The organism is Levilactobacillus fujinensis, assembly GCF_003946335.1.
GTDB lineage: Bacteria > Bacillota > Bacilli > Lactobacillales > Lactobacillaceae > Levilactobacillus > Levilactobacillus fujinensis.
Genome location: NZ_RHNX01000001.1, coordinates 1 through 19643, shown reverse-complemented (window position 1 = coordinate 19643; position 19643 = coordinate 1). Strand labels below are relative to the sequence as shown.

Annotated in this window: 19 protein-coding genes; 11 read left to right on the top strand and 8 right to left on the bottom strand. The window is 50.0% G+C overall.

All coding sequences use genetic code 11. The annotated features are described in order from the left end of the window. Positions 1–371 precede the first annotated feature (371 nt). From EKM89_RS00095 to EKM89_RS00080, 4 genes are all read left to right on the top strand, one after another. Positions 372–1217, top strand: coding sequence for an aldo/keto reductase family protein (locus EKM89_RS00095; RefSeq protein ID WP_125685124.1), 846 nt, complete (start codon positions 372–374; stop codon positions 1215–1217). Positions 1218–1236: 19 nt separating this feature from the next. Then, positions 1237–2244: an aldo/keto reductase gene (locus EKM89_RS00090; RefSeq protein WP_125685252.1), complete on the top strand. Its 1008-nt coding sequence runs from the start codon at positions 1237–1239 to the stop codon at positions 2242–2244. A 262-nt stretch (positions 2245–2506) separates the two neighbouring features. Next, on the top strand, positions 2507–3094 hold the full coding sequence (locus EKM89_RS00085; RefSeq protein ID WP_125685123.1) for a sugar O-acetyltransferase: 588 nt from the start codon (positions 2507–2509) through the stop codon (positions 3092–3094). Further along, entirely contained in the window at positions 3087–3581 is a 495-nt protein-coding gene (locus EKM89_RS00080) for a cyclophilin-like fold protein (RefSeq protein WP_225421778.1), read from the top strand. Before EKM89_RS00085 ends, EKM89_RS00080 begins: the two co-directional genes overlap by 8 nt. Positions 3582–3751: 170 nt before the next feature. Here EKM89_RS00080 and EKM89_RS00075 read toward each other — a convergent pair whose 3' ends face one another. Beyond that, the gene (locus EKM89_RS00075; protein ID WP_125685121.1) at positions 3752–4633 is read right to left on the bottom strand and encodes a LysR family transcriptional regulator; all 882 of its coding nucleotides are present in this window, start codon (positions 4631–4633) and stop codon (positions 3752–3754) included. Between the two features lie 117 nt (positions 4634–4750). Here EKM89_RS00075 and EKM89_RS00070 point away from each other — a divergent pair, with 117 nt between their 5' ends. The 4 genes from EKM89_RS00070 (at position 4751) to EKM89_RS00055 (ending at position 7295) form a co-directional block, all read left to right on the top strand. Then, the gene (locus EKM89_RS00070; protein WP_125685120.1) at positions 4751–5128 is read left to right on the top strand and encodes a DUF2255 family protein; all 378 of its coding nucleotides are present in this window, start codon (positions 4751–4753) and stop codon (positions 5126–5128) included. Between the two features lie 19 nt (positions 5129–5147). Continuing rightward, positions 5148–5501: a MerR family transcriptional regulator gene (locus tag EKM89_RS00065; protein WP_125685119.1), complete on the top strand. Its 354-nt coding sequence runs from the start codon at positions 5148–5150 to the stop codon at positions 5499–5501. A gap of 222 nt (positions 5502–5723) precedes the next feature. Continuing rightward, positions 5724–6365 carry an NAD(P)H-binding protein gene (locus EKM89_RS00060; protein ID WP_125685118.1) on the top strand — a complete coding sequence of 214 codons (642 nt, stop codon included), beginning with the start codon at positions 5724–5726 and terminating at the stop codon, positions 6363–6365. 12 nt (positions 6366–6377) lie between these two features. Continuing rightward, positions 6378–7295 (top strand): amidohydrolase family protein, encoded by a 918-nt coding sequence (locus tag EKM89_RS00055; protein ID WP_125685117.1) that lies wholly within the window; start codon positions 6378–6380, stop codon positions 7293–7295. Here the strand turns inward: EKM89_RS00055 and EKM89_RS00050 are convergent. Next, positions 7292–7570, bottom strand: a complete 279-nt coding sequence (locus tag EKM89_RS00050; protein WP_125685116.1) for a type II toxin-antitoxin system Phd/YefM family antitoxin — start codon at positions 7568–7570, stop codon at positions 7292–7294. The genes EKM89_RS00055 and EKM89_RS00050 overlap by 4 nt on opposite strands. A 113-nt stretch (positions 7571–7683) precedes the next feature. Between EKM89_RS00050 and EKM89_RS00045 the strand changes: the two genes are divergently transcribed. Together EKM89_RS00045 and EKM89_RS00040 are read left to right on the top strand one after the other, a co-directional pair. Next, the gene (locus EKM89_RS00045; RefSeq protein ID WP_125685115.1) at positions 7684–8268 is read left to right on the top strand and encodes a DapH/DapD/GlmU-related protein; all 585 of its coding nucleotides are present in this window, start codon (positions 7684–7686) and stop codon (positions 8266–8268) included. 17 nt (positions 8269–8285) lie between these two features. Next, complete coding sequence (locus EKM89_RS00040; RefSeq protein WP_164510455.1) at positions 8286–8957, top strand: putative quinol monooxygenase; 672 nt, start codon at positions 8286–8288, stop codon at positions 8955–8957. Between the two features lie 1020 nt (positions 8958–9977). Here the strand turns inward: EKM89_RS00040 and EKM89_RS00035 are convergent. The 5 genes from EKM89_RS00035 to add form a co-directional block, all read right to left on the bottom strand. Then, the gene (locus EKM89_RS00035; RefSeq protein ID WP_125685113.1) at positions 9978–11708 is read right to left on the bottom strand and encodes a hypothetical protein; all 1731 of its coding nucleotides are present in this window, start codon (positions 11706–11708) and stop codon (positions 9978–9980) included. A 282-nt stretch (positions 11709–11990) separates the two neighbouring features. Beyond that, positions 11991–12533 carry a L,D-transpeptidase gene (locus EKM89_RS00030; RefSeq protein ID WP_125685112.1) on the bottom strand — a complete coding sequence of 181 codons (543 nt, stop codon included), beginning with the start codon at positions 12531–12533 and terminating at the stop codon, positions 11991–11993. A gap of 345 nt (positions 12534–12878) precedes the next feature. Beyond that, positions 12879–13733 (bottom strand): polysaccharide deacetylase family protein, encoded by an 855-nt coding sequence (locus EKM89_RS00025; protein ID WP_125685111.1) that lies wholly within the window; start codon positions 13731–13733, stop codon positions 12879–12881. 54 nt (positions 13734–13787) lie between these two features. Next, positions 13788–14615: a site-specific integrase gene (locus EKM89_RS00020; RefSeq protein WP_125685110.1), complete on the bottom strand. Its 828-nt coding sequence runs from the start codon at positions 14613–14615 to the stop codon at positions 13788–13790. Positions 14616–15375: 760 nt separating this feature from the next. Next, positions 15376–16413 (bottom strand): adenosine deaminase, encoded by a 1038-nt coding sequence (gene add, locus EKM89_RS00015; protein ID WP_125685109.1) that lies wholly within the window; start codon positions 16411–16413, stop codon positions 15376–15378. A 612-nt stretch (positions 16414–17025) separates the two neighbouring features. On the opposite strand from add, the gene EKM89_RS00010 reads away from it, so the two are divergent. Continuing rightward, complete coding sequence (locus EKM89_RS00010; RefSeq protein ID WP_125685108.1) at positions 17026–18969, top strand: acyltransferase family protein; 1944 nt, start codon at positions 17026–17028, stop codon at positions 18967–18969. A gap of 119 nt (positions 18970–19088) precedes the next feature. Here EKM89_RS00010 and EKM89_RS00005 read toward each other — a convergent pair. Beyond that, a partial coding sequence (locus tag EKM89_RS00005; RefSeq protein WP_164510454.1) for a transposase occupies positions 19089–19643 on the bottom strand: 555 nt, incomplete at its 5' end.

Sequence of the window (19643 nt, the reverse complement as noted above, 5' to 3'; positions counted from 1 at the left end):
TTGCAGCAGTGATATTGTGGCTAAAATTAGGCGATGTTGTCCAATCATCGTCTTACTGACCGGCAGGCATGGGCTGAAGCGGGGCGAACACAACTCGAAGCCGCGAAGTACCGAGTTTCCAAGCTTTGTTTTCTACTAAATAAACCAGTGGGGAAACACCCGCTGACCTAGTAGAACGACACGCACGGATTCCATATCTGCCAACCGCTCCGCTGACGAGGTTGTCCTGAGCCGACATAATTTCTGGTAGTTAAAGTGTGGTAAGCCGACACGCGGCTAAAATAGTCAAAAAAAATTAAATTTTCCCCTTGCCTTCGTCCTACACGAAGGTATTATACTCAGACACATAAGCAATTAAGGAGGATGAACACATGCCAACAATTACAGAAACGTTTGACTTAAATAACGGATTAAAGATGCCTAAGGTCGGGTTTGGGACCTGGCAGACGCGCCCTGGTAAGGAAACTTACGACGCCGTCAGCAACGCCTTAAAGGCCGGATACCGGTTTATCGATACCGCTAAGGCCTATCAAAACGAGCAAAGTGTCGGCGAAGCCATTGCTGCTAGCGACGTTGCTCGCGAAGACATCTTTGTGCAAACGAAGCTGCCCGCCGAATCGAAGACTTACGATGAAGCCATGGCTGACTTTGACAGTAGTTTAGCCGCATTAGACCTAGACTATGTCGATTCCTACATCATTCATGCGCCATGGCCTTGGGCACAGATGGGGTCCAACCATGATGCCGAAAACCGTGACGTTTGGCGGGCCATGCAAGACATTTACAACAGTGGCCGGGCCAAGGCGGTTGGGGTTTCCAACTTCAACTCACATGACTTGGAAAACCTGTTAACTTGGGATGGGCTAACGGTGACCCCCGCGGTCGACCAGATTCAGTACTACGTTGGGCACACGCAAGCTTCCATCGTGAAGACTGCCGAGGCCAATAAGATCGTCGTTCAAGCTTACTCGCCACTGGCAACCGGTGGCTTAGTCGATAGTCCTGAGCTGGAACGGGTCGCTGGCAATTATGGCGTTTCCATTCCACAACTTGCACTACGGTTCGTTATCCAAAATGGTGTTGCACCACTACCTAAGGCCCGGGCGATGGCTCACGTCGAAGCCAATGCCCAACTCGATTTCGAAATCAACGACAAGGACATGGCATTCTTGAACCGGTTGAGTGATGCGAACGGTTGGCATCCGGTAGGCGATTAGAAAGGAAGCACCAAGTATGATGGATTACGTGAAATTAGGACACACGGGATTAGACGTCTCGCGCCTGTGTCTAGGAACAATGGGGTTTGGTAACGCGTCTACGGGGATGTTCCCCTGGGCCGTCGATGAAGAACACAGTGAAGAGGTTATTCACAAGGCCTTGGATCTCGGCATCAACTTCTTTGATACCGCAAATATTTATTCACACGGAGATAGCGAACGATTTGTGGGTCAAGCCCTAAAGAAATTAGCTAACCGTGATGAAATTGTGTTGGCCACCAAGGTGTTCTTTACGCCGAACAAAGCGCCCAACGTTGCCGGTCTCTCACGTAAGGCCATTTTTTCCCAGATCGATCAGAGTTTGCAGCGCCTGCAGACGGACTACGTCGACCTTTATATCATTCATCGGTGGGATTACAACACGCCGATCGAGGAGACCATGGAAGCCTTAAACGACGTGGTTAAGTCCGGTAAGGTTCGCTACATTGGGGCGTCCGCGATGTTTGCTTGGCAGTTTGAAAAGGCCCAGGCCGTCGCCGAAGCACATGGGTGGGCGAAGTTTGTATCCATGCAGAACCATTTGAACCTATTGTACCGGGAAGAAGAACGGGAAATGCTGCCATTGTGCGCCGATCAAGGCATTGCAGTTACGCCATATAGTCCGTTGGCTTCCGGCCGGTTGACCCGTGATTGGGCGGGCGAGACCAAGCGTTACGCCACGGATAAGGTTGCTCGTTCGAAATATGATGACAGTAAGCAGTTAGACCTCCCGATCATTCAACGGGTTGGTGAGATTGCGGACAAGCACGGCGTTGATCGCGTTCAGGTTGCGTTGGCTTGGCTGCTGCAAAAGCAGACTGTGACGGCGCAGATCATTGGGGCAACGAAGATTTCTCACTTGCTAGGTGCTGTAAAGGCGCTGGACCTGACGCTCAGTTCCGAAGACGTTCAGTACCTGGAAGAACCTTACCTGCCACATGAATTGGTCGGGCCGCTAGTTTCAGATGACACGAATTTTCAACGTTAAATGAAAGCTTAGAAACAGGATTTAGTAACGAGTCAAAAACAATCGAACTTACAGGATTACCTATCACGAAAAAGGCCAACCGACATTCCCCCGTCTCGGTTGGCCTTTTTTCGTGAATATTGGCCGATTTAGATGATGCAGTCGGGTGTTTCACGACAATCTACTATACGTCATAGTTATAGGTAATGATTTAATTTAAGTATTTGATATATTTGAGCTAGCTTTCTATACTGACGACTATAAGTAAAAGGAGGCAACAGCGATGATCGAACCAGCAATTTTCCAACGGGCCTTGTCCGGAAAACCATTAGATTTCACGGGTGCGGACTTTCAACGCATTAGTCAAACTGTTCAACGGACGCAGGAGCTACTCAAAAAATTCAATCATAGTGATCAGACCAATGCACAACGACGTGCGACGCTCAGTCAAGTCGTGGGCTACAGTGTTCCCGAGTCGACTGAGGTGAATGCACCGATACACAGTGACTTTGGCCCACATATTTTTATTGGCGAGAACGTCTACGTCAATCAGGGGGTAATGTTTGTGGACTTGGGCGGTATTTATCTGGCGGATGGGGCGTTGATTGGTCCTGGTGCTTCACTGATCACGGTCAATCATGTTGAAGATCCCGCACACCGCCGTGACGTGTACGCACAGGCCGTTCACATTGAAAAGAATGCTTGGATCGGTGCCAACGCGCTGGTGCTTCCGGGCGTGACGGTTGGTGAAAATGCCATCGTGGGGGCCGGAGCCATCGTGACTAAAGACGTGCCAGCTAACGTTATCGTCGTGGGGTCACCGGCCAAGGTCCTGCGACGTGTGAAGGGAGGCTCCAAAGGTGATGCTTAAAATATGGGTATTAGTGGGGACAGTGGTTGTAGGAGTGGCAGGGTGTGCGGCACCACAAACAACAGTTAAGTCCACGAAACCAGCCGCAAACACAACAGTCAAGTCGAAACGTGCTACTACAAACCGTGTTCAAGTCACCATTGCTGGTCAGCGCTTAACGGCGCACTTCAATCAAAGTCAACCCGCACGGCAACTAGGGCAACGCCTACCAGCTACCTTTCGATTTAACGGAATGGGGGCTGGTAATCCTGAGCGAACGAGTGACCTAAAGCAGGCGTTACGTTATCAGCAAACACCAAATGGCGCGAATCCACGTCCGGGAGACATTGCCTATTGGTCGCCACAACCGCGACTCGTCTTTTACTGGGGAGACGTCGATTACTATGCGGGAATTCATGTGCTCGGTCATTTTGATCAGCGCCAACGAGCCATCAAAATTATCCGCCAACAGCACAACCCATTTGTGGTCAAAATTTCAGCAGAATAGAGTAGATTTGTACCGGAACTAGATGCAAGCGGCTACTGGGAGATACAAAAGAGCCTGAGATGACAAAACCTCGGGCTCTTTTGTATCTCCGAATTTACATTGGTGAAACGCCGCCGGCCAAAGAACGGGCTTCCATCTGGCCTGCAGACCGCCAAAATCATGCGTCTCCTTTAATTTTCAGTTGGCGTTAACTCAGCGCGAATTTGTTCTAAGAGGGCTTGGGCAGCGACCGACAGGCGTTGACCTTGCAACCAGACCAGACTTGAGCCAGACGAGGTCCGTGGCTCGAGGGGGACGAAGGCCAGATCAGATTGGTTGGTGTTGATGATCCCGTCTAACCCCAGTGCGTTGCCGACACCGGCCGAGACCAGTAGGGACGCATTATACAGTAGATTGTAGGTTGCGGTCACATTCAGGTCATCCCATGCCAGGCCAAAGAGATCGTGGATACGGCGACTGCCACCTTGTTGCGGCAAAATGAGCTTGGCGTGAGCGACATCTTCAAGGCTTACCGTGGCCTGTTGTGCTAACGGTGAGTGAGCCTGGACCAGTAATCCCCAGCGACTTTCACCAGGTAACCGTAAGAAGTTGTAGTCGGTCTTGTCGGTGGGTTCCATGACGACGCCGAAGTCGAAGACGCCCGAGCTTAACTGCTGATGAATCTCACTGGCATCGGTGCTGACGAGGTTGATTTGAACGTGGGGATGTTCTTGATTCAGGTGACCGATGGCCTGTGCGACGGTTAACATGCTACGCGCTTCGGCACTTCCCACGAAGACGGACCCGCTGATCTCCTGTTCTTGGTGAATGTTAGCCAGCGTTTTGTCGGTCAAAGACAAGATTTGTTTGGCCTGGTTGGCAAAGTATTCACCATCTGGCGTGAGCTGAATGGTCCGATTACCCCGTTCAAAGAGGACGGTTCCCAGTTCGAGCTCCAGTTCCTTCAACTGACGGGAAACAGTGGGTTGCGAGACGTGAAGGCGGTCGGAGGCCTTACTAATATTTTTTTCCTGAACGACCATTAAAAAGTAACGTAATACGCGTAATTCCACCGTCATCATCTCCTATAGCTAATTTGTATACCATTTAATTTAATCTAAGCATTCGACATATTAAAAGTCAAGCCATAAGATGGGACTTGTAGCGTTTAACAGAAGGGAAGGGGTCACATGAAAACGTGGACAGCACAACGACTACGGGCCTTTGCCACGGCCGATGATCTACGCGTCTCACCATTTTACAGTGACGGTAAGACTTATGGCACGCCGACCTGGATCTGGTCTGTGGTCGTCGGTGACCACCTGTACGTTCGCGCTTGGAATGGTCAGCGTTCGTCGTGGTACCAAGCGGCGATCAGCCAATGTGCCGGTCGAATTCACTTGGATGGGCGTAATTTTAAAGTTAGATTTAGCCCAGTGCAAGGGGACCCGAAATTGACTGCTAGAATTGATACCGCTTATCGCCAAAAATATGTGAATAGTGCCTACGTCCACCCCATGCTCCAAGCGGGACCACAGTCAGCCACCGTGGAAATTTTGCCATTATAGAAAGTGAAGGGGAATCCAAATGAAAATCAACGAAGCCGCTAAACAGTTACGCACCAGCGCGTGGACGCTACGCTATTATGAACAGGTCGGTATTATGGCGCCAGTAGCGAGAACGAGTGGCATGCGCGACTACACCGCCACCGATATTGCCCAAATCAAGACTATCTTAGACTTGCGTGACTGTGGCGTGACGATTGATGAAATCAAGCAACTCCAAGCGGAAAACTCGGTCGCGGGTCAATGCCAAATCCTAACGACGCAGGCCGCCGAATTACGCGCCCAGATTGCGCAGCTGCAGGATTCCCTGGAACGATTGGAAACGAAGATTACCCGGCTACCAACGCAGACTTTGCAGGTGAACGGTCAGAGGTAAATAAAGAATGTGGTCTGTATAGGAATGCGTTCCTCACAGCAAGCGGAATCTCTGACAGTCGGAGTGCAAGCATTTCAATCAAGGTAGAGACAATCATCAAGGTGTTCACAAATCGGATAGCAAACTGTTGGAACTAAATATTTTACAGTGTTATTGACTACCAGTATGATAATAGCAATAAAGTGATTTTTAAAGTAAGCAAATATGGAAGGATTTTATAAAATGACTAAAATTATGATTCTCGGTGCCCATGGCGCCATGGCCCGTATTCTAACGGACCGCTTATTAAACGAAACGGATGTAACTTTGACCTTATTTCTACGGGATGCTGCCCGCCTGAGTCAATACGACGACAACGACCGTGTGACCTTGGTCGATGGTGACGTGCATGATACGGCTGTAGTCGCAAAGGCGATGGCTGATGCGGACATCGTCTACTCCAACTTGGGTGGTCAGGACCTCGACGCCCAGACACAGAGTGTGGTCGATGCCATGCGTCAGACGGGGAAGCAACGGCTCCTTTACATCAGTTCGCTCGGTGCCCAGAACGAAGTCGGTGGTAACTTTGGTGAATGGAATGAACGGATGATTGGCGCTTATTTACCAGCATTCCGCAGAACAGCGGACCTGGTTGCCAAGTCCGGTTTGACATATACCGAAATTCGACCGGCCTGGTTGACGAATAACGATGAGGTCGATTACGAGACATTGACGGTGGCTGAGGGATTTAAGGGGACTGAAGTTTCTCGGCAGAGTGTCGCGGACTTTGCTTTCAACGTCATTCAGGCGCCCGCCACTTTCCAAAATACTAGCGTCGGTTTGGATAAAGCGGGGACCGCTGGTGACCAACCAAGCTGGTTTTAAGGGGGCGACACGATGACAGTTGTTGATGTTTTTGCTCACGTGTTACCACCGGAATTTTTGGCCCGGATGGATGCGATTCACCCGGCCATTTTGGCAAAATTTCCGTACATGAAAAATCAGCTGTTAACAGACGTCGCAGAACACCGTGCGTCGTTACCGGCTGATCATCAACAGATTATTTCGGCGGTCAATTTAAACCCCGAAGATTTTGTGGACCCAAAACAAGCCGCCGTACTTTGCCGGGCCGCTAATGATGAGATTGCGGCCATGGTCCGTGCCAACCGCGATGTTTTCCCGGCTGGCGTGGCGATGGTGCCCATGAACAATGTCCCGGCCGCGTTAGAGATCATCGCCGAGCAAGTCGCTGGCAGCGATGCGTTGGTGGGAATCCAGCTCTTCACGCAGGCCATGGGCGAACCCATTACGGCCGCGGCATATGAGCCGATTTTTGCAAAGATGGCAGCGATCAACACCCCCATCTGGCTGCATCCCGTATTTGACACGCGCAAGCCAGATAACAACCTGACTTTCAGTTGGGAATACGAGCTGACGCAGGCCATGACGGGAATTGTTGCGGCACACTATTTCCGAAAGTATCCTGAATTAAAGGTCATTGTCCATCATGCCGGCGCAATGGTGCCGTACTTTAGCCAGCGCATCAAGTACATTCAAACGCCGGAGGACTACGCGGACTTTAAAAAGTTCTACGTGGACACGGCCATTTTGGGGAATCCGTTAGCGCTGGACCTCGCCGCCGATTTCTTTGGCAGCGAGCACGTCCTGTTCGGGACCGATTCACCATTTGGTATTCCACCAATTGGGCCAACGGCGGTGATCGAACAGGCCGTCAGCGATATGACGGTGACGGCGGAACAAAAACAGGCAATTTTGAGTGGCAATTGGCAACGATTGTTGGCGAGCCTAGGCTAGTCCTTAGCCTGCGAGTGGGCCCGCTCTGCTGGCCTCAGGGGCGTCTGATGATGGCTGACTTGTGCGAAGTGCGGCGTTAGGACTTCACGATTAACCGCAGTAGTCAGCGAACGGACCCTTTCTTGCCAGGAGTTAAATTCGGCTTCACTCATGATAACCACGTTTTTGTTGCCGGGTTTCCGGACAATGATGTGGTCGTCGTGAGCAACGATGTTGTCGGTCAGCGCAATCAAGTTTTTCTGTGCATTATTAAGATCAGTAGTGAATACCGCCATGAAAGTCTTCCTTTCAGATTTAAACTATCTGTTCGCAAGTATAGCATTGTTGACCGAAAGTGGCCGAAAGTAGCCAGTTAATCGGGAAATGGTAAAGGAGCGTGTCAAGCCAAATGATGACGGAACATGAAAAATTATTGGCGGGTCAGGATTACGATTACCGGGACCCCGAGCTACAAAAAATGATTTCACAAGGGAAAAAATTGCTGACGGTGATTAATACCACGCAGGATGTTGGCCAGCGTTCCACAGCTATTCAGCAGCTCTTCGGTCGTGTCGGCCAGCGTTTGACGATCAACGGGACGTTTAGCGCGGTTTATGGCGCCCATATTCTGGTCGGTGACGATGTCTTTATCAACGGCAATTGTACCTTTCAAGATTCCAATCGAATTACGCTGGGTAACCGGGTCATTATTGCGCCAGATGTGAAATTGTATTGCGGCGGCCATTCTCTGGACGCGACCCAACGTTTTGGTACACGGCCAGATGGAACGCGTTACTTGATCACCACGACCAAGCCAATCGCTATTGGAAATGACGTTTGGATCGGTGGCAACGTGACTATTATTGGTGGCGTCCACATTGGAAATAATGTGGTCGTTGGTGCCGGGGCGGTCGTGACCAAGGATGTTCCTGATAATACGGTCGTCGCGGGGGTGCCGGCACGTGTCATCAAGCCGTTGGCACCGTTAGACTAGAGCAGGTGGGTATGATGATGAATTCAAAACAAGCAGTGCCACTCTTTCGACTGTTCAAGTTAAAAATTACGGCCGACCAACGTGCTAATTTTCTCGCGGCGGGCCGTCAGAATCTGTTGACGTCGCTTGCTAACGAACCCGGGACACTCGCGATGTACGCAACACATGCGGATGAATTGGGCGTGGAAAATGACGTTGTCGAAGTTTATCGCGATGCGCCGAGCTATGATATCCACGCGAACTCACCGCAGTTTGCGGCGTTCAAGGCAATCGCCAAACAGGCCGTTGTCCAACAAGAAGTGGTGAATTTAACGCCGGTTCTGTTACTGGAACAGCCGCAGCCACTACGGATCAGTACAAACGCTGAACAAGTGGTGTGGTTGCTGGAGGTGTCTGTTAAACCGGGCAAAGCCGCAGCCTATCGGCAAGTAATCATGCGCACCATGCAAGCCGTCTTGGCGACGGAACCAGGAACATTAACACTTAAGATTGGCCACGAGGCAACCGATTCGCAGAAGTGGGTCATCTTCGCTGTCTTTCAGGATGCAGCGGCTGAACAAGCACACGGTCAGTCGGCGGCAGGCAAGCAATATCAAACCGATAGTCAGACACTGGTTGCGCAGACCAGGTCAACACGACTATTTGGCGATACGTTGGTCCAGCGGGGCGGCTTGGTGTTTAAAGGGTAAAGTCGTTGTAGCCGGTTAATAATAGGATCAGTGGGGCATCACCTGAGTCGATGGGTGGTGCTTTTTTGACGAAAAGAAAGGTTGCTAATATCATTTCCACTAATTTAGGGGTGCTGGCCACACGTCGGTTCTGATTGTGCAGGTCAGCTTCAAACACGGAATCTCCGGTGGTTGCGCCGCTCTAAACGAAACTAGCTATCTTTTGATGTTTCGGTCAAACAAGAGCTTGGGACAGGCCCGGGGATACTGAAAAAGTCAGAAATTCAAGATTTTTAAAAATGAAGTCCTAGAATATGTCGTCAAATAACCAGCAAAGTGGGAAACCTTATCCGCTTTGCTGGTTATTTTAAAGTTCGAGTGGGGTATCTTTAAATAGCAATTTAGTTTTTCAGCAGCTCCACAAATCCCCAGAGTCCTTTGGTATCTTCGAATTTACATAGCTGAAACGTGGGACAAAAGGCGGCTGACTCCGCTTAAAACTGATAACTGAAGGTTGAAAGTCAAAATGCTTATTCTGCTCTTGCAACCGTAGGAATTGTCACCGCTAAATTAGTGGTACTGGTCGTACTCCGGCTGCCAGGAATTCCGCTTGCTGGGGAACGCTTCCAGCCAAAGGACGGGCTTCCAGCTCAGGGCCTCCCACGAGGTAAGCCGGAAAGAACGCGACACGGCTAGTTACATCCCTGACCGCCTCCGACTCTGATTGTGCTCGTCAATTCTAATCACTGAATCCCAAATGGTTGCTAAAGTTTAAGCATAATTCAACAGCATTCCTAGCAGCATGATCCATGTCGCCCCAAACCAACTACGTCAGCCGAGAGGTCGGTAAATATGGGCTCAGGCGCGTCGTTCTACTTAGTTAGTGGGTGAATTTCCCACTGGCTTAGTAGAAAACCAAGCTTGGAGACTCGGTCCTTTCGAGGCTTCAAGTTGTGTTCGCACCGTTCCAGCCCATATCTGCCGGCCGGTAAGGCGATGGTTGGACAACGTTGCCTAATTTAGGCCCACTCGCCATTCTAATTACTTAAACGATTCATTCGTAAACGACTGGACTGCGCCGGTCTTCGCTTGTTTATTCACGTTGGCGGTCATTTTAACCTTGTCACCGGATTCTAGGAGTGCGGCCTTCGGGTAGTCGCCAGTACCGACTGACCAAAGGACGTCGTTGCCTTTCAAAGTAAAGAGGACACTCTGGGTGCTGCCATTAGGAACGATGGCGACCCGCGAAACGGTCCCACTGACCTTAGTCAGCTTCGTTGCCGTTGAACTTGCAGTGGAACCGGCCGCCGCGAGTTGTACCCGGTATTGGTCGAGGGCCTGTGCAGCCGTTGTGGCATAGGCCTTGACACTTTGGTCGGCCGCCTTGATGTAGGCGTAACTCCGGAAGGCCCCCGTGGAGTCGAGCAGGGAAACGACCCAGGTTGGTGTGCCGTCAATGTTGTACATGATGGGCATCGTCGCCGACCATTTCTGCGCAACGTATTCCTTCTCGGCAATCTTCTTGGCGCCGTCACTGTCCATGACCCCGATATTCTTACCGGTGTAGTAGGTCAGGGTTCCAGTCCGAGCATTGATCATGGAGTACCCCATGGTCGAGTCAGCACTAGTCTTTGGCGATGTGAAGTCGTTAAAGTAGGAGATGTTGCCATGCTTGTCAGCGACCGGTGTGACCCCATCTTCGGTCCCGTTGCTGTTAGGTAGTTTAACGCCGGTCTTGTTGAAGTAGGCGTTGAAGAAACCATTGCCATAACGGCCGAAGATTTCATTCATTTCAGCAGCGGTCGATGAGGCAATCGATTCATTGATAAATGCTGGTGCACCAGCGGCCGTGTAGAGTTTAGTGGTCCCGGTCTTAGCATTTAACACGACGACATGGAGACTGCGATAATTGATTCGCTTGGAGACACCGCGGGCCTTGTAGACGGTTTGGATGAAGTAAGGTTCGCCTTGGTCATTGACTTCCAACTGCGGCTGACCTTCTTGGACCCAACTCGGAAAGCGGTTGTAAATGACCCGCTGGGCGTCGTCGAAGAGATAGGCACTCGGTGTGTATTTCATGGATTGCTTCACAAAATGGGGTTCAGCATTGACGTTCGTAGCGTCGATGATGAAGTAACCGGGGGTGTTGCGGGCTCGCTGCCAACGCCAGAAACCGTCAAATTCAACCGGGGCAATGTAGACAGTCTTGCCCTTAACGACTTGCGTTTGGAGCGCACCTAATTTGTAATAGGACGTGTTTGGCACGGTACTCATCGCCTTGTTCATCTTGTTTCGAACGGTCTCGGGGGCAATGGCGATGGGCGTTGCCGATTTATCCAACAGAGGCGCGGTCTTGACTGTCTTGACCTTTAGGGAATCATAGACGGCTTTGACGCCAAAGCGGGTTTGCAGCGACCCAAAAAGGCCGAGGACAACTAGAATTGCCAGAACCAACGCCGCAATTTTGGTCCCAAAGTTTAAGCGGGGGAGACGAATGTTGAATGGTGAATTCGACTTGCGCTCGACCTCCACCTTGGCTTGCGGACTGCTAATGACCAACAGTGGTAGGTAGCAGACACCATAGATCAGGTTCATTGTAATTAGACTGTAGAGGGCCTTGCTAGGTAGGCTGACAAAGTCAATGACCAGCGCCACTAAATAGAAGATAACGTAGGTACCGACCAGTAATTGCCAACGATTTGGCCGCTGGATGCAAGCCAGGATGGTCATTCCTAGTGCGGTGAGGGTTCCGAATAACGCAACTAAAAGCATAGATTACTAAACTCCTTTTATGTATGGAAACAGTGACGGCTATATGAGGGACTAGTCAGCTGGTGCTCAGCCATGCTTCAACTAGTCAGCGTCTGACTAGAAACGGTTACTTCCTCTAGTTTACCCTAGTTAGACGTGAGGGGATAGGGGAACACGATAAATGATGACCCGTAATGGTGATGACAACTAAAACGGGTGACAGAAGGTGGTTAGTTGCCCCTTTCTGTCACCCGTTTTAGTCATATAAAAAGTAGTGTCGTTCTCGCTATGCAACATTAATACTTAGTGAATCTTGACGGTCATGCCGGAAGGGACGTGACTGTATATCCAGTGGGCGTCAGCAACACTTAGGCGGACACAACCGTGGCTGGCACGTTTGCCAAGTTTATGGGCTTCACTAACGATGTATTTACCCTTGGCGTTGACCGGAACGGAGTGAAAGAGGTAGGTCCCCCAGTCCTTAAAAGATGTCCAGTAGTTGGCGCCTTCCCCGGAAGCTGAGTTGTAGAAATGGGTCCCCCGATTTTGAATGTGGAAGGTGCCCTTAGGCGTCGGCGAAGATTTCGTTCCCGTCGAGGCGGTCATGGTGTAAAGAACCTTTTTGCCAGTCATAATGTAGACGTGTTGTTTCGCAATAGAAACTTTTATGTAGGCGTGCTTGTATCGCTTTAAGTTGGGGTAGGCCTTTTTTTGCGAGGGAAGTTTCCAGGCTGGCGTGGCCGTGGCCTTGGCTGTGACGGATGTACCGGGGATGGTAATGGTTAGACCGGTAGCGATGCCGAGAATGACCAGTAGTGATGTGAGATAACGGTTTACAGTTTTCAAGTAGGTTCCTCCTCATAGGTATGTCCTAATTCTATGAGGCAAAAGGACAACTGTCAACACTGGCAATGAAGCTCTCTATTAATCAGTTCTGATTAAAACATATTTTTGTACAAAAAAGGACTGCGCAACTAGTCGCAGTCCAGCTCAATTTCAGCCTCTGAACATAAAGATTCCCCGGACAATTTCCGCACCAATCAAAATCAACATGAACGACCAGGTGGCTAGCGTTGCAATGCTCCCCATTTGAAAGACCTCCTTGTGACCGTTTTAACTATCTCTATTGTACGGCGAAGGTTGACGTGAAGCAATAGGAACCGCTTACAAAAATGGGGTCCGATTCCAACTTTAGTTATTTTTGACATTCACCACGCTAGCAAATGCTGCCAGACTCATTCCCGGCGCAATTCGCAGTCGCTCCAAACTATAGCGTCCCTGGCTCAGTTGGGCCACCCCCTCACGTGTCGTCAACGCCAGCGTGTATCCCGTTTTTTTCGCTAAGTGACGGGTCGTGGCGTTATTACGGCCGGCTGGATAGCACAATAGGCGCGTGTCTTGGTCGAATTTTGTGTCCAACCAATTTTTGGAGTCGGCTAGTTCTGTACGTTGCTGTTTTGCAGAGAGGGTCGTCAAGTCGAGGTGGTTGGTCGTGTGACTGTCAAAGTCCACGCGGCCGGTATCACGCATTCGACGCATGGCGGCCAACGATAAGTGATTACGTTTAGTGGTAAATCCAGTAATGGCGTTGATGGTCACGTGCTGATGATTTTTTCGGAGAATTGGCAAAATTTTCAGATTATCCCGGTAAGCATCGTCCAGCGTGATCCAGACGACCTTCTTTTGTGGCACCGTATTCGTCGTCAGTGCGCGAATCGCTTCGTCCGTAGTCAGCGTTCGGTAATGGTGTCGCTTCAGATAGGTCATTTCTCGGTCAAATTGTTGCAAGGGCACGCGGAGCTGGTTACCAGTCGAGATGCTGTGATACATCAGGATGGGGAGCTTTAACGGGTGCTTGAGTTTGGTCCACGGTTTTTCGGCGAGGGTGGTCGTTGCCGAATCGTGCTGAGGACTCTGCGCAACATGGTTGGTCGTTGCCGGGGTCGTTTGAACGCGACTCGGCCGACTTTGTGTCCACACCACTGCGCCCATGATCAGTGCGACTAACAGCAGACAGCTCCCCCAGAGCCGCCATTTTTTGAGCATGATAATCCCCCCAATAGATTAATTTCATCTATTAGTATAGGGGATTAAGTGGATTTAGTCCGCCCGTTGCGCAAGTCGCCGGTAGTAATCGATGGAATCTGGTTCCAAGTGAAGGGTCGCAATGACCTCTCTGTCGGTCTTTTGTGGGTGTCGCCGGAGATAGTTAACTAAGTAACCTTGGTACAAAATGGTCGGACTCAATGCAAATACCGCGATGGCTTCGTCCGGCTTTAAATATTTGTGGAGGCCAGGTAAGGTCAAATGTGGATCGGCGGCGGATCGCTGCTTCAAGAACCAATCGCCACATTGAAAACGGTCTTGTAGTGGTATAACAAATTGGCGGAACGCAACGAGAAACTTCTGTGCGTCTGTGGACCAATCGGTGGTAGTCAAGTTAGCCGTGAAGTGGGGCTGAAGGAAGACCTGCACGGGATAGCCTTGTGAGATGAGTAAGAGGGTCAGTCGCGTATAGTAGTGTAGTCGCTGATTTGCCAACAGGTCACTTAGATGGTCGACCCATCGATAGTTGATTGGTTGGGCGGCTTGCTTGGGTTTACTTTTCAAGTCCAGTGTGGGCAGGTAGGGTGTCCAATTGTGGGAAAAGAGAAACTTAAAATAGATGTTCAGGTGCGACAGAATTTTATTGTAAGTTTGATTTTGAATCTGTCGTGCGTCGACCAGCATGGCCAGATATTGCTGCACATCGGTCGTCTGTAGCTGATTAACGCGGTGGTCACGTTGGTAGGTCGGATTAAAGTTCTCAAGGTATTTGAAAAAGTCCTTGAGCGTAGCCGTATACTCGTCGCGTGTGGCGGCGGCCATACTGCGATCGGTCAACTGGCGGTTGAAGGCGTCTTGATAGGGATAGTCGAGTTGTGGCATGGGGGGCCTCCTTTCTATTAAGTAACGGATAACTACTTTCATTATACCAAACGTGCCAAGGGCTGCTGGTTAAGCCGCTTACACCAGGTTTTGGGGGTTAAGCAAGCCAGGTCAATTGTTTTGGCTGACAGTGATAGTTGGAGTACAGCAGGTGAAATTCGTGGCGATTAGCAAGAGGCAACCAAAAATAAGAGGCCAACTGACTAAACAGCCGTCCTCTAAGATAAGATGTTATTAACTAAAGATTGAAAGCCAAAATATTTGCGTTACTCTTGTGACAGTAGGAATTATCACGGCTAAATTAGTGAAAACAGCCGCACTCCGGCTGCCAGGAATTCCGCTTGCTGTGGGGAACGCTTCCAGCCAAAGGACGGGCTTCCAGCTCGCCTGAAAGCCGCCAACTAACATCGTCGACACGGCTAGCTGCATCCCTGACCGCCTCCGGATCTGATTGTGTCCGTCAATTCCAATCATTGAATCCCAGGTGGTTGTCAGGGTTTAAGCATAAAACAATAACGTTTCTGTAGGCATAATCTGTGTTGCCTCAGACCAACTACGTCAGTCGAGAGGTCGGCAGAGATATGGGTTCAGGCGTGTTCGCACCGATTCAGCCCATATCTGCCGGCCGGTAAGGCGATGGTTGGATAACGTTACCTAATTTTAGACCCAGTATCGTTGTGACAACAGTCGTAATGTGTGTTTTGGAACTTTCAACCTCAGTTATTAACTAAACGTCGAGAGCTAAAACACGCCAACAAAGTTAGTTCGTTCCCACGCTGGCAGCATGAACCTTTTCGCGCAACTTGGCTTTAGCCGCATCATCAATGAAGGCACCATCGATGGCGTTTAAGGTGAGCTGTTCCATCAGCGACCAGTTCAGGCCGAACTTCTCGTGGAGCGTCACAAACTCATCGGTCAGCGTCACGTTGGACACGGTCCGATCATCAGTGTTGATGGTCACTTTTAAGCCGGCACTGAGAAACTCGGATAGAGGAAAGTTTTCATAACCGTTTACGGCCTTGGTCTGCACGTTGCTGGTCGGGCACATTTCGATAGTGGCACCGGCGCGCTTGGCTTGTTGAATGGTGGCCGGGAAGCCGCTCATGTGGACGCCGTGGCCGATTCGCTTGGCACCCATGGTCAGAGAAACGGCCACGTTGTCGACGGGACCGGCTTCACCTGCGTGCAGGGTAAATGGTAACCCGGTAGCGAGGCCCGCCTTAACCGCGTCAGCTAATTCGAGCGCGGGGTGGTTGAACTCATCGCCGGCAAAGTCTAAGCCCACCACACCTTGGTCGGCGAACTCTGCGGCCGTTTGGAAGACCTCGATGCATTCGGCTAGTGGACGGTCACGCATGGCACAGACAATGGCATTTACGGGGATACCAAAATGTTTGGTTCCTTCATGCAGGCCTGCCAACGTAGCGGCGAGGGCTTCCTTGATCGATAACCCCTTTTCAGTGAAAATGGCTGGGGCAAAGCGGGTTTCTAAGTAAATGATGCCGTCTTCCGCAGCAGTCTGGACCATGTCATAGCCGGCGATTCGTAGTTGTTCCGGCGTCTGCATGAGGTCGGTCACCACTTGGAATCGTTTTAAGTAATCGATCAGGCTAACGGTGTCTAGTGGGGCTGTGACCAGCTGACGTAAATCGGCGTCGTCTGCCGGCAATGTCGCACCAGTGACTGCCGCCATTTTGCGTAGGGCGGCAAGCGAGATGGATCCATCCAAGTGACAGTGTAATTCAACCTTGGGATAGTGACGAACTGCGGTTTCGGTAAAAGGTTTAACTTGGGACATTGCTGAACTCCTCCTTCAATAACTTCCTTACAGTATATCATGAAAACGCTTACCGACTAGTCTTAAAATGCTAAATTAACCAACTGAATCCACTAGCATTATCAGTTAAGGTTGACAGCGGTTTGCCAGGGGTTAGCAATAAATAGGAAATGATTTCGCGCTTACCGTTTATAAATGTTAATTAAACTAATTAATCCCATTCAGTAAATGACTGAAATCCCTTACAATGCCGCTAAACTAGCCGGCGTGGATTTGACATTCTGATTGCAAATTTTACAAATGAGAAACTTAGGTGAAAAACGTTGTTTCGTGGGGCTAAACATTATATGATAGGTCTAATCATTAGACGGTTTGACGTTGAGATTCGGGGCAGTCTGCTTGGGCTGACGTTTTCCTACGTCAGGTGGATTAACATAGTGAATATCAAGACCACCAACTATCAGTCATCTATGATTCATTAAAAATTAATGGCAACGCAGCTTGGCACTGACCGGCTGATTTAATAATATCGTACGGTTTATGAACACAACTTAAATAACTAGGCGTACAACCGTTGGGGGAGTATCACCAGTTAGTCGCGTTACTGGTTTTTAAAGAGAAGGAGCAATTCATATGAATCAAACAAACACGCGGCTTACGCGGACCCTGTTGCGTAACCAGCGCGCGGGGAAACGGCGGTATATCAGCGGATTCGATGGTATTCGGACGCTGGCCGTTTTAGGGGTCATTATCTATCATTTGGCACCGTCAACGCTACAGGGGGGCTATCTGGGGGTCCCAATTTTCTTCGTCGTTTCTGGATACCTGATCACCTATCTCTTGATTCAAGAGTGGGATACCAAGAACTCAATTGATGTTCTCGGGTTCTACGGGCGCCGGCTCAAGCGACTATATCCGGCCCTCGTCACCATGTTGCTGGGGACGACCGCCTACATCACGTTGTTCCAGCGTGACTTGTTGGTCAATATCCGTTCAACGGTGATGACTAACCTCATCTATGGTTATAACTGGTTTGAAATTAATCACGGCCAGTCGTACTTTAATCGGTTCAGCGGGGAGTCGCCGTTTACCCACTTATGGTCACTATCGATCGAAGGCCAATTCTACTTGGTTTGGCCGGTCGTCGTCATCTTACTGTTATTATTTATTCGTAAACGGTCACGGATCTTAACCATTCTGTTAACGGTTGCCGTTCTGTCGGCGCTAGGGATGGCGCTGATGTATGACCCCGCGAATACTAACCGGGTCTACTACGGAACTGACACCCGGATGTTTGCAATTTTACTGGGGGCCAGCATGGCGTTTGTTTGGCCGGCACATAAGCTAAATGCCGATGTGTCGCGTGCCCATCGCCTAACGTTAGATGCGGTGGGAATCGTGTCCCTGCTCTTGTTGATTCATATGTTCTTTACCATGAATGGTCAGGCAGCCAGCACATATCGCGGCGGCATGTTCTGGTTCACGGCCCTGTCCGCCGTGTTGGTCGGAACGGTGGCCCATCCGGGGAGTGATATGAACCGGATTTTAACGAACCGGGCCTTCACCTATGTCGGTAAACGCAGTTATGGCATCTACCTATACCAATTTCCGGTCATGATCTTCTACGAGTCACGGGTCAACATTGGGAACCATCCGTTGTTGAACTCCTTAGTAGAAGTGGTTTTGATCATGTTGGTCACGGAAGCCAGTTACCGCTGGATCGAAAATCCAATGCGGCATTACCACTATGGTCAGTTGACTAACGACGTGGTACGTTACTTGCGTCAACCACGGGCGCACCGACTCGCGAACACCTTGGGCGTGGTTGCGGCATTGTTGTTTGGTTTAACGGCTGTAGGTTTTGTCCAACAGCCGGCCGCTGCAAAACCAACGGCGTTGCAAAAGACGATTACTGCGCGTTCGGCTGCGGCGAAGAAGAAAAACGAGGCGGCCGTTAAGAAGCAAAAGGCGTTAGCCAAGGCCGCATCGCAGAAAAAGAAGAATCACGCCAAGGCTGTGGCATTCTCCAAGATGTCTGCGGCTGATCAGAAGACGGCGAAATTCTACTTCTTGACAGCCGATGAGCTACAGTCCAGCAAGCAAACGGCACTGACGGCCATCGGGGATTCCGTGCTACTGGATGATTCTGGTGATTTGCAGGATGTGTTCCCAGGAGCCATCGTCAATGGGGCCGTTGGTCGGCAAGCTGCAGATGTTCCCGGTGTCATTTCTAGCATGGCCCAACGCGGTCAGTTGGCAAAAAATGTCTTGATCAATATTGGAACCAATGGGTACATCACGCCGGCCCAATCCGATCAAATCATTCACGCCATTGGCTCGAACCATCAAATTTTCTGGGTCACGGCCCATGTGCCAACACGTGAGTGGCAAAACTCCGTCAACAACCGGATTCAAAAGACGGCGGACAAGTACAAGAACGTTCACGTGATCGATTGGTACACGACGGCGAAGGCCCATCCAACCTGGTTTGTGAGCGATCACGTTCACCCGAACAACACTGGGAACCAGTACTTCACGTCGCTGATTGCGAAAACCATTGCGAAGGTCAACGGCTAGTTTTGGGCGTCACCTTTACCAACACGAGTGAACAGATCGCCAGCAGATATGGTTACTGGCTAATATAACAAAGGCTCTTTGTCAACCGGTGTTGATGGAGGGAATTTCGGAGGTTCAATTCATTTACGAATTGGGCCTCTTTTTTGTACCCTGATGTTGAATTCAATTTGTATTCTGTAACAGAAGTTGATCCAGTTTCGATAACCGTAAGCAGTACGTTTGATTTGCTTGATTTTACGATTGATACCTTCAATAGGCCCATTGGATATTGAACACTTAGTCATGTTCTCAATGAACTGCTTTTTCTGAATGAAGGTTTTGATGGTCGTTAGAAGTTGAGGACTGACGTTCTCAACTTCACCTAAGGCCTCGATAAAGGCGTCGTAGTCACGGCTTCGGATGGCCTCTACCAATGCGTGTGCTGAATAATAAGTGTTCGCGAATTCTTCGCTAAGATCCAAACCGTCCAGGACGAGCTGTTCTTGCGTGAGGTGGTCCTTAAGGTGTGAATACCACTGCTTTTTGTTCTTCTCAAGGTCTTTATAGCTCTTCAAGTAAAGACGCCAATAATGCTTAAGAATGCGATATTCACGTGTATTTTGGGGGAACCGGCGCATCAGTTGAACCCGGGTCTGATTTAAAGACCGGAGAGCCATTTGAACTAAGTGAAAGTT